The following is a 13,915-nucleotide window of genomic DNA, read 5'->3' as shown; positions in this document are numbered from 1 at the left end:
ACAGTTCGTGGGTACTCGTTTTGGTACCGTGAGGTGGCCGAAAGGAGCCGCCCATGCCCGCCACCCGCCATCTGCCGACCCCCGAGTCCGCGGACCTGCTCGCGCTCGCCCGCGACATCGCGAACAAGGAGCTGTCGCCCCGCGCCGCCGGCGACGAGCGCACCGGCACGTTCCCGCGCGAGGTGTTCGCGACCCTCGGCCGGGCGGGCCTGCTGACCCTCCCCTACCCGGAGGAGTTCGGCGGCGGCGACCAGTCGTACGAGATCTACCTGCAGGTCCTGGAGGAGATCGGCGCGGTGTGGGCGAGCGTCGGCGTGGGCGTCAGCGTGCACGCCCTCTCCTGCTTCCCGCTGTTCTCCTACGGCACCGGCGAGCAGCGCGCGAAGTGGCTCCCCGACATGCTCTCCGGCGAGAGGCTCGGCGCGTACTGCCTCTCCGAGGCGCACGCCGGCTCCGACCCCGCCGCGATGCGCGCCAAGGCCGTCCGGGACGGCGACTCCTACGTCCTCAACGGCGCCAAGGCGTGGACGACGCACGGCGGCAAGGCCGACTTCTACACCGTCATGGCCCGCACGTCCGACGACGGCGCCCGCGGCATCTCCTGCTTCCACGTCCCCGCCGGGACGCCCGGCCTGGAGTTCGACGAGCCCGAGGACAAGATGGGCCTGATGGGCTCGACCACGGCGACGGTCCGCCTGGAGAACGCCCGCGTCCCCGCCGGGAACCTGATCGGCGACGAGGGCCAGGGCCTGTCCATCGCCCTCGCGGGCCTGGACGCGGGCCGCCTCGGCATCGCCGCCGTCGCCACCGGCCTCGCCCAGGGCGCCCTCGACCACGCCGTCGCCTACGCCAAGCAGCGCGAGGCGTTCGGCAAGACGATCATCGATCACCAGGGTCTCGCGTTCGTCCTCGCCGACATGGCCGCCGCGGTCGAGTCGGCCCGCGCCACCTACCTGTCGGCGGCCCGCCTGAAGGACGCGGGCCGCCCCTACGGCCGCGAGGCGTCCATCGCCAAGCTGGTCGCCACCGACAACGCCATGAAGGTCACCACCGACGCCGTCCAGGTCCTCGGCGGCGCCGGCTACACCCGCGACTTCCCGGTGGAGCGCTACATGCGCGAGGCCAAGGTGATGCAGATCTTCGAGGGCACCAACCAGATTCAGCGCCTCGTCATCTCCCGCCACCTCGCCCGCTGACCCCGCGCGGATGGCACGCGAGTCCGTCCTGCCGCGGGACGAGCGGCGGCGGGTGCGGGTCGGGATGCGGCTGTGGGAGCTGGCTTCGCGGGCCGCGCCGACGCTCGGCCTCCGGGAGGCGGCGATGCCGTTCATGGAGGACCTGCACGCCGTCATCGGGCACCACACGCAACTCGGCGTGCTGACTGCGTGTGGCGGCGAAGGCGCCAGTCGACACGACCGTGCACGGGCTCGGCGCCGTCCTCTACGCGTTCGCGACGAATCCGGACCAGTGGCGGCGCCTGCGCGAGCAACCGCATCTGGCCTGGACGGCGTTCGACGAGGCCGTCCGGTGGCAGTCGCCCGTCCAGACGTTCTTCCGGACGGCGGTCGGCGACCGCGAGATCGCGGGGACCGTCATGTCGGGTTCGGCATGGGCATCCGCCGGTGCGCCGGGCAGCACGTCGCGCGCCTGGAGTCGGAGGCCCTTCTCACCGCTCTGGCCCGCCGCGTCGAACACATCGAACTCGCCGGGACCCCGGTGCGGCACCACAACAACACGCTGCGGGCCTGGAAGAGCCTCCCGCTGCGCCTCTCCTAGAGCCGGACGTACTCGTAGTCGAACGGCCGGCCGTTGATGCCGTTGCGGGGCGGGGCGATCCAGGCGGCGATCTTGCCGCGCTCGTGCACGGGCCGCATCAGCGACCGGATGTGGGTCTTGTCGACCTCGGTCGGCAGCCAGGCGCCCTTGCGCCGCTCCCACTCGCCGGCGGTGAGCATCTCGCCGTCCGGGGCGGTCTCGATGCCCTTGAACGCGCCGACCTTCCGGTTGAAGGCGACGCTCGGCAGGTAGAGGCGCTGCGGGAGGCCCGCGTCGGAGAGGATCCGGTTCCACCGGTTGACGCCGCTCTGGCAGTCGGAGATGTACTCGCGGCGCAGGTCGGTGTTGAGGCCGGTGAGCGCGGCCACCTCGGTCTGCCCGATGGCGCCGTCGACGAGGGCGTCCACCATGATGGCGTCGTCGGTGAGGCGGTGGCCGTCCTTGCGGCGGCCCTCCATCCAGCGGCCCTTGAGGCCGGCCGTGTAGTAGTTGGCGACGTTGCTGGACGTCTCGGAGCCGAACAGGTCGAGCGACACCGAGTAGTGGAAGTTCAGGTACTTCTGGATGACGTTCAGCGAGATCGCGCCGTGCGCGGTGACGTCGTCGGTGTCGTGCTCCTTCATGAGCTGGACGGTCCGCTCCACGACGCGGTCGATGCCGGTGGTGCCGACCATCATGTGGTGGGCCTCTTCCTTGAGCATGAACTCGCAGGTCCGCGACAGCGGGTCGAAGCCGGACTCCTTCAGCGTGCCGAGCTGGTACTTGCCGTCCCGGTCGGTGAAGTAGGTGAACATGAAGAACGACAGCCAGTCGGGAGTCTCCTCGTTGAACGCGCCGAGGATGCGCGGCGACTCCTCGCTGCCGGAGTTGCGGTGCAGGAGCTCCTCGGCCTCCTCCCGGCCCTCGCGTCCGAAGTAGGCGTGCAGGAGGTAGACCATCGCCCACAGGTGGCGGCCCTCTTCGACGTTCACCTGGAACAGGTTGCGCAGGTCGTAGAGGCTGGGCGCGGTCGCGCCGAGGTTGCGCTGCTGCTCGACGGACGCCGGCTCCGTGTCGCCCTGGATAACGATCAGGCGCTGCAGATCGGCGCGGTATTCGCCGGGGACCTTCTGCCAGGCGGGCTCGCCCTTGTGCGCGCCGAACCCGATGCGCCGGTCGCCGTCGCGTTCGGAGAGGAAGATGCCCCACCGGTAGTCCTTCATGGAGACATGCCCGAAGTGCGCCCAGCCTTCGCGGCCGACGTTCACCGCCGTGCGCAGGTAGACGTCCTGCGTCGGCAGGGTGGGGCCCATCGACTCCCACCAGTTCAGGAAGTTCGGCTGCCACGACTCCAGCGCCCGCTGGAGGCGCCGGTCCTCGTGCAGGTCGACGTTGTTCGGGATCTTCTCGCCGTAGTCGGCCGTGGTCGGCATGGGGTCAGACTCGCTTTCGGTCGAAGTCGGCGCGGCGTCCGGTGCCGTAGCGGCGCAGCGCGCCGTCCGGTCCGGACGCGTTCGGGCGGGTGAAGATCCAGTTCTGCCAGGCGGTGAGCCGTCCGAAGATCTTGGTCTCCAGGGTCTCCGGGCCGGCGAAGCGGTAGTTGGCCTCCAGGCCGGTCAGCGCGTCGGGGCTGAAGCTGCCGCGCTCCTCGATCGCGATGCGGACCTCCTCGTCCCAGTCGATGTCGTCGGGCGCGAAGGTGACCAGGCCGAGGCGCTCGGCGTCCGCCGCCTCCAGGGGCTTGCCGGACGCGTCGCGGACGGCGGTGAGCGCGTCGGCGTCACCGAGGAAGCGGGTCTCCAGGCGGGTGAGCCCGTTGCCCATCGGGAGCGGGCCGAGGTTCATCGCGTCCACGGTGACCGCGGCGGGGTCGGCGTCCGGGTCGACGTCCTCGAAGACGCCGTCGAGCTGGTAGGTGCGGTCGGCGGCGAGCGCGACCTCCAGGAGCGAGCCCGCGAAGCAACTGCCCGGCTCGATCAGGGCGATGAGGCTGCGGCTGGTGACGTCCAGGCGCTTCAGCGTCCGCTTCAGGTAGTGGACGATCTCGTTGGCGAGCCAGTCGCCGGCGTTGTCGAGCAGCAGCCGGTCATGGGCGAGGACGTGCTCGGCGCGCCCGGTCGTGCGGAACACCCAGGTGCCGAGCTCCAGCTCGTTGGTGCGCAGGTCGAGGATGAGGTCGTCCAGCTCGCGGGTCATGGCGAGCGTCCAGAAGGACTCGCGGTGGAAGTCCTCAGGAGGCGCGTCGGGCCCGGCGATCGTGATCTCGGCGGCGCCGGAGTCGCGGTCCAGCTTCGCCGTCACGTGCCGGTAGGCGATGGACGTGTCAGTGCGCTCCTTGGCGAGCGGGGTCAGTGCGACGCCCTCCGCGCCGGCCGGGCGGGACGAGCGGGCCGCCAGCTCCCCGGCGCGTTCCGCGACCGTCGCGTCCCAGGCCGTGCGGGGGACCGCCTCGTCCACCAGCCGCCACGCGACGGCCTTCTTGCCGCCGAGCCCCTCGGCCTTGGTGGAGAAGTAGTCGGCGCGGTCGCGGCGGACGTGCCGCTTGTCCGACACGCGGGTGAGGCCGCCGGTGCCCGGCAGGACGCCGAGCAGCGGCAGCTCCGGCAGCGACACCGCCGAGGACCGGTCGTCCACCAGCATGATGTGCTCGCAGGCGAGGGCCAGCTCGTAGCCGCCGCCGGACGCGGTGCCGTTGACCGCCGCCAGGTAGGTCTGGCCGGAGTTCGCGGTCGCGTCCTCGATGCCGTTGCGGGTCTCGTTGGTGAACTTGCAGAAGTTCACCTTCCACGAGTGCGGGGACGCGGCCAGCATCCGGATGTTGGCGCCCGCGCAGAAGATCTTCTCCCTGCCGCTGGTGACCACCACCGTGCGGACGCCCGGATGCTCGAACCGGAGCCGCTGGACGGCGTCGTAAAGCTCGATGTCCACGCCGAGGTCGTAGGAGTTGAGTTTCAGCTCATAGCCGGGGACCAGGCCGCCCTGCTCGTCCACTGCCATCGTGAGGGTGGCGACGGGTCCGTTGACGTCCAGCCTCCAGTGCCGGTACCGGGACGGGTCCACGCGGAACTCCACGTGCGGGGTGGTCATCGAATACCTCCGCGGAAACCCCCGCCTTCAGGCGGGGGAGGAATCGGACCCCTGCGGAGCAGGACGGGAATAGGCGATTCGCCGCCAGGCGAACCGCCGTCCACCACGCAAGAGCAGAACTTAACCGATCTCGCTGTAATATGTGAGCCATGGCGCTGGAGGAACGCACCCGCGCCTGGTACACCCAGCAGCGCCGCATGTCCTACGTCGACACCTCGGCCGCGCTGACACAGTGGAAGCGCACCGGGGAACTGGCGTTCCTGAACGAGGTGTCGTCGGTGCCGCTGCAGCAGGCGCTGCGGCACCTGCAGGCCGCGTTCGCGGCGTTCTTCGACAAACGTGCCCGCTACCCGCGTTTCAAGTCGCGTAGGAAGTCGCGTGCCTCGGCCGAGTACACCCGGTCGGCGTTCAATTTCCGCGACGGTGAGCTCACGCTGGCCAAGATGACGGGACCGCTGGACATCGTGTGGTCGCGTCCGCTGCCCGAGGGGGCCGAGCCGTCCACGGTGACGGTGTCCAAGGACGCGGCCGGGCGGTGGTTCTGCTCGATCCTGTGCCAGGACACCATCATGGGTCTGGACCCGTCCGAGCGGGCCGTCGGTGTGGACGCCGGGGTCACCTCGCTGGTGACCCTGTCGACGGGGGAGAAGGTCGCCCGGATCCACGCGCGGATCACCGACCGGCGCCGTGACTTCCTGCACAAGCTGTCGACTCGGCTCGTCCACGAGAACCAAGTGGTCGTGATCGAGGACCTGAACGTTCGCAACATGGTGCAGAACCACAACCTCGCCCGCGCGATCTCGGACGCGGCGTGGCGGCAACTGCGGACGATGCTGGAGTACAAGGCCGACTGGTACGGCCGCGACCTGGTGGTGATCGACCGGTGGTTCCCCTCCACCAGGACGTGCTCGCAGTGCGCGACCATCACCGGGAAGATGCCCCTCAACGTGAGGGAGTGGGAGTGCGGCGGCTGCGGTGCCCGGCATGACCGGGACGTCAACGCCGCGCGCAACATTGTGGCCGCCGGGCTGGCGGTGTCGGCCTGTGGAGCCGGTGTCAGACCTCAACGGGAGTCCTCCCGGACGGGGCAGTCGGCGACGAAACAGGAAGCCCACGGGGCGACCCGTGGAACCCCCCGCCTCTAGGCGGGGGAGGAGGTCAAGAGGTGTCCTTCCGCCCCCCATGCTCCACAGATTTCGTTTAAGACGTCAAGAGTTTGTAGCGTATTGGTGCGCGGGCCGTCCCGGGGGCGGGCCGGCCGGCGCCCGTTCAGGGCGTGTCGAGCAGGGTCGCCGCCAGCTCGCGGACGGCGAAGCGGCGCAGCTTGCCGGTGGGGGTCGTCGGGAGCTTGTCCACGATCAGCACCTCGCGGGGGCGCTTGAACGACGCGAGCCCCGCCCGGCAGAAGCCGATCAGCTCCGCCGGCTCGGCGGCCGCGCCCTCCTTGAGGACGACGGCGGCGACCGGCTTGTCCAGGCCGTCGGCGTCCGGCAGCCCGACGACCGCGGCCATCGCCACCGCCGGATGCTCCAGCAGCCGGGCCTCGACCTCGGACGGCGACACCCAGATCCCGCCCGCCTTCAGCATGTCGCCGGTGCGGCCGAGGCAGGTGTAGTAGCCGTCCTCGTCCCGCACGTAGGTGTCGCCGGTGCGCAGCCACTCCCCCTGGAACACCTTCCGGGTCGTGTCGGTGCGGCACCAGTAGCCCGTCGCGATCGACTCGCCCTTCACCAGCAGGGAGCCCGGCGTGCCCGGCTCGACGTCGGCGCCGTCCGCGTCCACGATCCGCAGCTCGTAGCCGGGGACCGCGGTACCGGTCGTTCCCGGGCGGACCTCACCCGGACGGTTCGACAGGAAGATGTGCAGGCACTCCGTCGAGCCGATCCCGTCGATGATCTCCACGCCGTACCTGGCGGTGAAGCGGCGGCACAGCTCGGCGGGCAGCGGCTCGCCCGCCGACACCGCCAGCCGGACGGACGCGAACGCCTCGACCGGCACGTCCGCGTTCAGGATCGCGGCGAAGAACGTGGGCACGGCGAAGAACAGCGTCGGCCGGTACTCGACCAGCCGTTCGGCCACCGAGGCGGGCGTCGGCCGGTCCGGGTCCAGGATCGCGGTCGCGCCCACCGACAGCGGGAAGAACAGCGAGTTGCCGATCCCGTAGGCGAAGAACAGCTTGGCGACCGAGTAGCAGCGGTCCTCCGGGGTGATCCCGAGGACCTGGCGGCCGTAGGTCTCCACGACGTGCCGGATGTTGGCGTGCCGGTGCATCGCGCCCTTCGGCTTGCCGGTCGTCCCCGACGTGTAGAGCCACAGCGCGCTGGAGTCGGCCGAGGTCGGGTAGGGCCCGGCCGGCTTCCCGCCGCGCTCGCGCCCGGCCCGGACGAGGTCGTCGAAGGGACTCACCCGCACTCCGGGCGGCGCCTGGAGCCCGGCGTCTCCCTCCACCGCGACGTGCCGGACGCCCGGCGCGTGCGCGAGCGCCGCCTCCGCCGCCACCGCGAAACGGCCGCTGACCAGCAGCACCCTGGCCCGCGCGTCGTTGAGCAGCGCGGCCAGCTCCGCTCCGGTCAGCATCGTCGACACCGGGACCGGGACGGCGCCGAGCCGCATCGCGCCGAGGATCGCGGCGGCCATCAGCGGGCCGTCGGCCATGAACAGGACCACGCGCTCCTCGGCCCGCGTCCCCCAGGACTCCAGCCCGGCGGCGATGTGCCCGGCGAGGTCGGCCAGCTCGGCGTAGGTGAGGTCGCCGCCGGGCCCGCTGAGCGCCGTCCGGCCGGCGGTATCCGGCCGGCGGGCCGCCCGCAGAAGGTGGTCGGAGGCGTTGAACGTGTCGGGCGCGGCCGGTGCGGTCGCCGTGTCAGCAGTCGCCGTTTCAGCGGTCATGGGGGTCTCCAGTCGCCGGGAACCGTGGCACCAATGCTCTACATAGACGAAACGCTAGTCAATAGATCTGTGGAATGATGGCCGGTCGGGAGGAACGCGTGCGGGGTACCGCGCGGTACGCCCGCGGTACCGCGCCGTACTCGCGCGATACTGGACAGCGTTCCACGAACGGCCGCGCCCCAGAAGGGCTCGGAAGGAGAAGCCCATGGCCCGATCCGGCGAGGACGCGGCGCACCCCCGGCCGGAGTTCCGGCGCCGTCGCGAACTCGGCGCGGCGAGCGCCCGGTCGCTGCTGCTGACCGTGCTCGGCGAGTTCGTGCTGCCCGGCCGCGAGCCGGTCTGGACGGCGGCGTTCCTGCGGGCGCTCGGGCTGCTCGGCGTCGAGGAGAAGGCCGTCCGGCAGGCGCTCGCGCGCAGCGCCGCCGAGGGCTGGCTCGCCGGGGAGCGGCACGGCCGCCGCACCGCCTGGCGGCTCACCCCGGCCGGGGAGCGGCTGCTCACCGACGGCACCGGCCGCATCTACGGCTTCGGCGGCCCGGTCGGCGACTGGGACGGGCGGTGGCTGCTGGTCCTCGCGACCGTCCCGGAGACCAACCGCAGGCTCCGCCACCTGCTGCGGACGCGGCTCGCCTGGAACGGGCTCGGCAACCTGTCCCCCGGCGTGTGGGTGAGCCCGCACCCCGGACGCGAGCCGCAGGTGCGGGGCGTCCTCGCCGAGATCGGCGTCGCCGGCACCTCCACCCTGTTCACCGGGCGGCTCGGCGACCTGGCCGAGGCGCGCCGGGTGGCCCGGCAGGCGTGGGACCTCGACGAGATCGAACTCTCCTACGAGGACTTCCTGGAGGCCGCCGGCGCGCTGCGCCCCGCCGACGATCCGGGCACGTTCGCCGCGCACACGCGGCTCGTCCAGGCATGGCGGCGGTTCCCGTTCCTCGACCCGGGGCTGCCGGCGGAGCTGCTGCCGGACGACTGGAGCGGCTCCCAGGCGTTCACGCTGTTCCACGAGCGCCACGACATCTGGCGTCCCGTCGCCGACCGCCAGTGGAAGGCGATGAGCGGCGACTAGCCGGGCGGGGTGAGCTTCAGCAGGTTGACGGTGCCCTCGGCGACCACGCGGTCCTTCTCGTCGGTGATCGTCGACTGCCAGGTCACGTGGTCGTCCACCCGGTCGACCGGGTGTGCGCGGGCGACCAGGCGCCCGCCGCGCACGGCGCGGATGAACCGGGTGTGGTTGCTGATCCCGACGACCTGGTTGCCGAGCCCGACGGTGAGGGCCGCGCCCATGCTGCACACCGTCTCGGTGATGGCGCAGTACACGCCGCCGTGGACGATCCCGTACGCCTGCATGAGCTTGTCGGTGACCTCCAGCTCGGCCACGACCTCCTGCTCGGACGCCTCGGTCACCACCAGCCCGAGCGTCTGGTCCAGCGGGCCCGCGTAACCGGCGAATTCAACCGTCATGCCCGGAAGCTATCCAGCCGCCGAATCCGCCGTCAACGGCGCGCCGCGCGTGCGGGAGGGCGCGGTGGCGGAGGCACGCGTGTAGAGAGCGCGCTGCCGGGAAGTCGGAGAAGGGTCGGTGCCGCGCGTTGGGAGGTCCTGGGATGGGCAGCTTGGTCGGACGGAACCTGCTCGCCGGAGCCGAACCGGACGTCGCCGCCGGCTCCGGCCATGCCGATCACCCGCCCCGGATGGGGTTCTTCACCGACACCTCGGTGTGCATCGGCTGCAAGGCGTGCGAGGTGGCCTGCAAGGAGTGGAACGCCATCCCGGAGGACGGCCTCGACTTCACCGGCATGTCCTACGACAACACCCAGGGCCTCGGCGCCGACACCTGGCGGCACGTCGCGTTCATCGAGCAGAACAAGCCCATGGGGAACGCCGAGCCCGGCGTCGACCACGGCGGCTCCCCCGGCGCGGCCTCCGGCGGAGGCGGCACCGACCTCCGCTGGCTGATGGCGTCGGACGTGTGCAAGCACTGCACGCACGCCGCCTGCCTGGACGTCTGCCCGACCGGCTCGCTGTTCCGCACCGAGTTCGGCACGGTCGTCGTCCAGCAGGACATCTGCAACGGCTGCGGCTACTGCGTCCCCGCCTGCCCGTACGGGGTCATCGACCAGCGCAAGGAGGACGGCCGGGTCTGGAAGTGCACGCTGTGCTACGACCGGCTCGGGGCGGGCCTGGAACCGGCCTGCGCCAAGGCGTGCCCCACCGACTCCATCCAGTACGGGCCGCTGGAGGAGCTGCGCGAGCGCGCCGCGATGCGGGTCGAGCAGCTCCACGACATCGGCGTCGAGGACGCCCGCCTCTACGGCCACGACCCGGACGACGGCGTCGGCGGCGACGGCGCGTTCTTCCTGCTCCTGGACGAACCGGAGGTCTACGGGCTGCCGCCGGACCCGGTCGTCACCACGCGCGACCTGCCGTCCATGTGGCGGAACGCCGGTCTCGCCGCCGCGGCGCTGATCGGCGGGCTCGCCACCGTCTTCGCCGCCCACGGCGGCATGCGCGGCGGCCGGGGAGGAGCGCGATGAGCGAGTCGGAGGTGCGCAGGGAGGGCATCGCCGGGGCGCGGCCCGACCGCGAGGCGCTGGTCGGCCGGGGCCTGCGGCCGGGGAAGGGCGGACGGCGCGGCGGGCGGCGCGGCGGGCGCGGCGAGAAGGCGATGGTGCCGGACGCCGAGTTCACCTCCTACTACGGCCTGCCCATCCTGAACCCGCCGGTGTGGAAGGCGGCCGACGTCGCCGCCTACCTGTTCCTCGGCGGCCTGGCCGGGGCGGGCTCGATGCTGGCCGCGGGCGCGCAGCTGACCGGGCGGCCCGCCGCCGCGCGGGCGCTGAAGATCTCCTCGCTGGCCGCCATCGCCGGGTCCACGGCCGCGCTGATCCACGACCTCGGCCGGCCGGCCCGGTTCTACAACATGCTGCGGGTCATGAAGCCGACCTCGCCGATGAGCATGGGCTCCTGGATCCTGGCCGCCTACGGGCCCGCCGCCGGCGGCGCCGCCGTCCTCGACGTGGCGGGACGCTTCCCGCATCTCGGCAGGGCCGCCACCGCCGCGGCCGCCGCGCTCGGCCCCGCCGTCACGGTCTACACCGCCGTGCTGATCGCCGACACGGCGGTGCCCGCCTGGCACGAGGGCAGGCGCGAGCTGCCGTTCGTCTTCGCCGGCTCGGCCACGACCGCCGCGGCCGGGATGGCGCTGCTCGCCGCTCCCGTCCGCGAGACCGGGCCGATGCGGACCGCCGCCGTGTCCGGCGCGGCCGTGGAGCTGGCGGCGGCCAAGCTGCTGGAGTGGCGGGCCGGGCTGGCCGCCGAGCCGTACACGAAGGGCAGGGCGGGCCGCTTCATGCGCGCGGGCGAGATCCTGTCGGGCGCGGGCACCGCCGGGAGCGTGCTGCTCGCCGGGCGGAGCCGCGCCGGCGCGGCGCTCAGCGGCGCGGCGCTCCTGGCCGGCTCGACCTGCACGCGTTTCGGCATCTTCTACGCCGGGATCCAGTCGGCCGAGGACCCCAAGTACACCGTCGCCCCCCAGCGGGAACGCGTGACCGAGCGCGGCACGAGGGCCACCAGCTGACTTCTGCCGGGTTTCTGCAAGTTCATTGAAATCTTGCGCAAGCTCTTGACGGGACTGCAAGAAGAGAGCATTCTCACGGTGCTCGCGGACGGCCGTCCCCCCACCCCTCCAGGCGCCCCGCTGTCAGGAGTTCGCCGCCATGCAACGCGCAAGAATCCCCCGCCGCCGGTCCCTGCTCGCCGCCGGTGCGCTCGTCCTCGGCGGGCTCGCGCCCGCCGCCGCCCTGCTCCCCGGCTCCCCCGCCCGCGCCGCCGTGCCGCTGAACGGCGGCGACGTCACCGCCAACCTCTGGGAATGGAACTGGCCGTCGGTCGCGGCGGCCTGCACCGACCACCTCGGGCCGGCCGGGTACGGGGCCGTCCAGGTCGCCCCGCCCGCCGAGTCGGTCAGCCTCGCCGCCACCAGCGACGGCGCGCACCCGTGGTGGGAGGTGTACCAGCCCGTCTCCTACGGCCTCACCAGCCGGCTCGGGACCCGCGCCCAGTTCGCCGCCATGGTCGCGGCCTGCCACAACGCGGGCGTCCGCGTGTACGTGGACGCGGTCGTCAACCACATGGCGGGCCACAACAACACGGTCAGCACCACCTACGGCGGGTCGGCGTTCGATCCCGCCGGGTTCGCCTACCCGGCCGTCCCGTACGGCTACGGCGACTTCCACCATCCGGGCGACGGGTACTGCGACGACGAGGACGGCGGCATCGACGACTGGAACAACACGTCCGAGGTGCAGAACTGCGAACTGGTGTCGCTGTCGGACCTCAAGACCCAGTCGGACTACGTCCGCGGAAAGATCACCGGATACCTGAACGACCTCATCGGCCTCGGCGTCGACGGGTTCCGGATCGACGCCGCCAAGCACATCGCGCAGAGCGACTTCGCCGCCATCAGGGGTGCGCTCCACACCACGACCGCCGAGGGCAGGGCGCCCTACATCGCGCAGGAGGTCGTCCCAGGAGCGAGCACCGCCGGACTGAAGCCGTCCGCGTTCACCGGGAACGGCGACGTGCTCGGCTTCTCCTACGCGCAGGGGCTGAAGACCCAGTTCCAGAACGGAACGCTGTCGAACCTGTCGGGCATCCCGTCGTGGTCACTGGACGCCGCCGGCGCCCAGACGTTCACCATGGTCACCAACCACGACACCGAGCGGAACGGGTCGACGCTCAGCTACAAGAACGGCTCCGACTACGTGCTGGCCAACTACTTCCTGCTGGCCTACCCCTACGGGAAGCCGTCGGTGTTCGACGGGTTCGCCTGGTCGTCCGCCGGGCAGTCGCCGCCGGCGGACTCCGGCGGGTTCGTCACGGGCACCGACTGCTCCAACGGCTGGCAGTGCCTCACGCAGTCGACCGGGATGAAGGGCATGGTCGGCTGGCACAACGCGACCGCGTCCGCCACGACGGTGTCCGGCTTCACCGCGACGGCGGGCGACGTCATCGGGTTCAGCCGCGGCTCGAAGGGCTGGATCGGGCTGAACGACTCGTCCAGCGCGTCCACCGCCACCTACCGGACCGGCCTCGCGGACGGCGTCTACTGCGACGTCATCACCGGCGGCCTCGGGGAGAACGGGTGCGCGGGCACCTCCGTCCCGGTCACCGGCGGCACCGCGACCGTGACCATCCCCGCGCACGACGCGGTCGCGATCCACGTGAACGCCAGGACGGGCGCGACACCCACCGCGACACCGACCGCGACACCCACCTCGTCGCCCACGACCGTCTCGGACGTGTTCAACGTCCACGCCACGACGACCTGGGGGACGAGCGTCTACATCGTCGGCGACATCCCGGCACTCGGCTCCTGGGACACGTCCAAGGCCGTCAAGCTCTCCCCCGACCACTACCCGACCTGGAACGGCACGGTGGCACTGCCCGTCGGCACAAGGATCGAGTACAAGTACATCAAGAAGACCGACGCGGGCGCCGTGACGTGGGAGAGCGGCGCGAACCGCGGCTACACCACCGGGACGTCCGCGCACACCGCGAGCGACACCTGGAGATGACCGCTCCCGGATGAAACCGGGGCCGGCCTCGTCGTGTGCGGAGGCCGGCCCCGCTCAGCCGTCGGCGGTCCGCTTCGCCGGGCGCCAGAAGACCGCCAGCAGGAGCGCGGCCCCGATGCCGCCGGCCAGTGCCGTGACGGCGAGGCCCGTCCATCCGGCCAGGTCGTCGGAGAGCCCGAGCGCGCGGTCGGCCGACACGGCGCCGCCGCCGAGGGCGCCCAGCGCGCACGCCACCATGATGATCATCAGGACGTACTCGTAGCCCTGGCCCGGCCGGAAGATGAAGAAGCCGTTGCGCAGGTGGGCGATGACGAACGCGACCGTCATCGTGCCGACCGCGCCGGCCGCGGCGAGCGGCGTGAGCAGGCCGAGCAGCAGCAGGACCCCGGCGCCCAGTTCGGTGCCGGTGGCCATCAGCGCGTGCAGGCGGCCGGGCCGCAGGCCCATCGACTCGAACCAGCCCGCCGTCCCCGGGATCCGGCCTCCGCCCCACGCGTGGTTCCAGCCGTGCGCGAGCAGCGTCCCGCCCACGGACAGCCGCAGCACCAGGGACGCGATATCGGCGCCCACCGCCTCAACAGCCATTCACGGCCCCTTCTCTCACCGGT

Annotated in this window: 12 protein-coding genes; 7 read left to right on the top strand and 5 right to left on the bottom strand. The window is 72.0% G+C overall.

From position 1 onward, the window contains the following. The first annotated feature begins 53 nt into the window (after positions 1 to 53). Together ABZ806_RS14580 and ABZ806_RS14575 are read left to right on the top strand one after the other, a co-directional pair. A complete protein-coding gene (locus ABZ806_RS14580; RefSeq protein WP_500217731.1) occupies positions 54 to 1,196 on the top strand; it encodes an acyl-CoA dehydrogenase family protein in 1,143 nt (380 codons plus the stop codon). 412 nt (positions 1,197 to 1,608) lie between these two features. Continuing rightward, entirely contained in the window at positions 1,609 to 1,776 is a 168-nt protein-coding gene (locus ABZ806_RS14575; protein WP_500217729.1) for a hypothetical protein, read from the top strand. Here ABZ806_RS14575 and boxB read toward each other — a convergent pair. Both boxB and boxC read right to left on the bottom strand, forming a co-directional pair. Next, positions 1,773 to 3,188 carry a benzoyl-CoA 2,3-epoxidase subunit BoxB gene (gene boxB / locus ABZ806_RS14570; protein ID WP_500217727.1) on the bottom strand — a complete coding sequence of 472 codons (1,416 nt, stop codon included), beginning with the start codon at positions 3,186 to 3,188 and terminating at the stop codon, positions 1,773 to 1,775. The two genes, ABZ806_RS14575 and boxB, sit on opposite strands and share 4 nt — an antisense overlap. 4 nt (positions 3,189 to 3,192) lie before the next feature. Further along, a complete protein-coding gene (gene boxC / locus ABZ806_RS14565; protein WP_500217725.1) occupies positions 3,193 to 4,842 on the bottom strand; it encodes a 2,3-epoxybenzoyl-CoA dihydrolase in 1,650 nt (549 codons plus the stop codon). A 149-nt stretch (positions 4,843 to 4,991) separates the two neighbouring features. Between boxC and ABZ806_RS14560 the strand changes: the two genes are divergently transcribed. Next, on the top strand, positions 4,992 to 5,987 hold the full coding sequence (locus ABZ806_RS14560) for an RNA-guided endonuclease InsQ/TnpB family protein (RefSeq protein WP_500217723.1): 996 nt from the start codon (positions 4,992 to 4,994) through the stop codon (positions 5,985 to 5,987). A 124-nt stretch (positions 5,988 to 6,111) separates the two neighbouring features. Here the strand turns inward: ABZ806_RS14560 and ABZ806_RS14555 are convergent, their stop codons facing one another. Further along, positions 6,112 to 7,731, bottom strand: a complete 1,620-nt coding sequence (locus ABZ806_RS14555) for a benzoate-CoA ligase family protein (protein WP_500217721.1) — start codon at positions 7,729 to 7,731, stop codon at positions 6,112 to 6,114. 205 nt (positions 7,732 to 7,936) lie between these two features. Between ABZ806_RS14555 and ABZ806_RS14550 the strand changes: the two genes are divergently transcribed. Next, the gene (locus ABZ806_RS14550; protein WP_500217719.1) at positions 7,937 to 8,797 is read left to right on the top strand and encodes a PaaX family transcriptional regulator; all 861 of its coding nucleotides are present in this window, start codon (positions 7,937 to 7,939) and stop codon (positions 8,795 to 8,797) included. On the opposite strand, the gene ABZ806_RS14545 is transcribed toward ABZ806_RS14550, so the two are convergent. Next, positions 8,794 to 9,192, bottom strand: coding sequence for a PaaI family thioesterase (locus ABZ806_RS14545; protein ID WP_500217718.1), 399 nt, complete (start codon positions 9,190 to 9,192; stop codon positions 8,794 to 8,796). The genes ABZ806_RS14550 and ABZ806_RS14545 overlap by 4 nt on opposite strands. A gap of 143 nt (positions 9,193 to 9,335) precedes the next feature. On the opposite strand from ABZ806_RS14545, the gene ABZ806_RS14540 reads away from it, so the two are divergent. The 3 genes from ABZ806_RS14540 (at position 9,336) to ABZ806_RS14530 (ending at position 13,307) form a co-directional block, all read left to right on the top strand. Beyond that, complete coding sequence (locus ABZ806_RS14540; protein ID WP_500217716.1) at positions 9,336 to 10,265, top strand: 4Fe-4S dicluster domain-containing protein; 930 nt, start codon at positions 9,336 to 9,338, stop codon at positions 10,263 to 10,265. Continuing rightward, on the top strand, positions 10,262 to 11,308 hold the full coding sequence (nrfD, locus tag ABZ806_RS14535) for an NrfD/PsrC family molybdoenzyme membrane anchor subunit (RefSeq protein WP_500217714.1): 1,047 nt from the start codon (positions 10,262 to 10,264) through the stop codon (positions 11,306 to 11,308). Before ABZ806_RS14540 ends, nrfD begins: the two co-directional genes overlap by 4 nt. 139 nt (positions 11,309 to 11,447) lie before the next feature. After that, positions 11,448 to 13,307: a carbohydrate-binding module family 20 domain-containing protein gene (locus ABZ806_RS14530; protein ID WP_500217712.1), complete on the top strand. Its 1,860-nt coding sequence runs from the start codon at positions 11,448 to 11,450 to the stop codon at positions 13,305 to 13,307. 54 nt (positions 13,308 to 13,361) lie between these two features. Here ABZ806_RS14530 and ABZ806_RS14525 read toward each other — a convergent pair whose 3' ends face one another. Beyond that, positions 13,362 to 13,892, bottom strand: a complete 531-nt coding sequence (locus tag ABZ806_RS14525; RefSeq protein ID WP_500217711.1) for a DoxX family protein — start codon at positions 13,890 to 13,892, stop codon at positions 13,362 to 13,364. Between the last annotated feature and the right edge of the window lie 23 nt (positions 13,893 to 13,915).

The sequence above is a fragment of the Spirillospora sp. NPDC047418 genome, from assembly GCF_040643275.1.
Taxonomy (GTDB): Bacteria; Actinomycetota; Actinomycetes; order Streptosporangiales; family Streptosporangiaceae; genus Spirillospora.
Note: the sequence above shows the minus strand (reverse complement) of the source record. Positions and strands in the feature narration are given on the sequence as shown.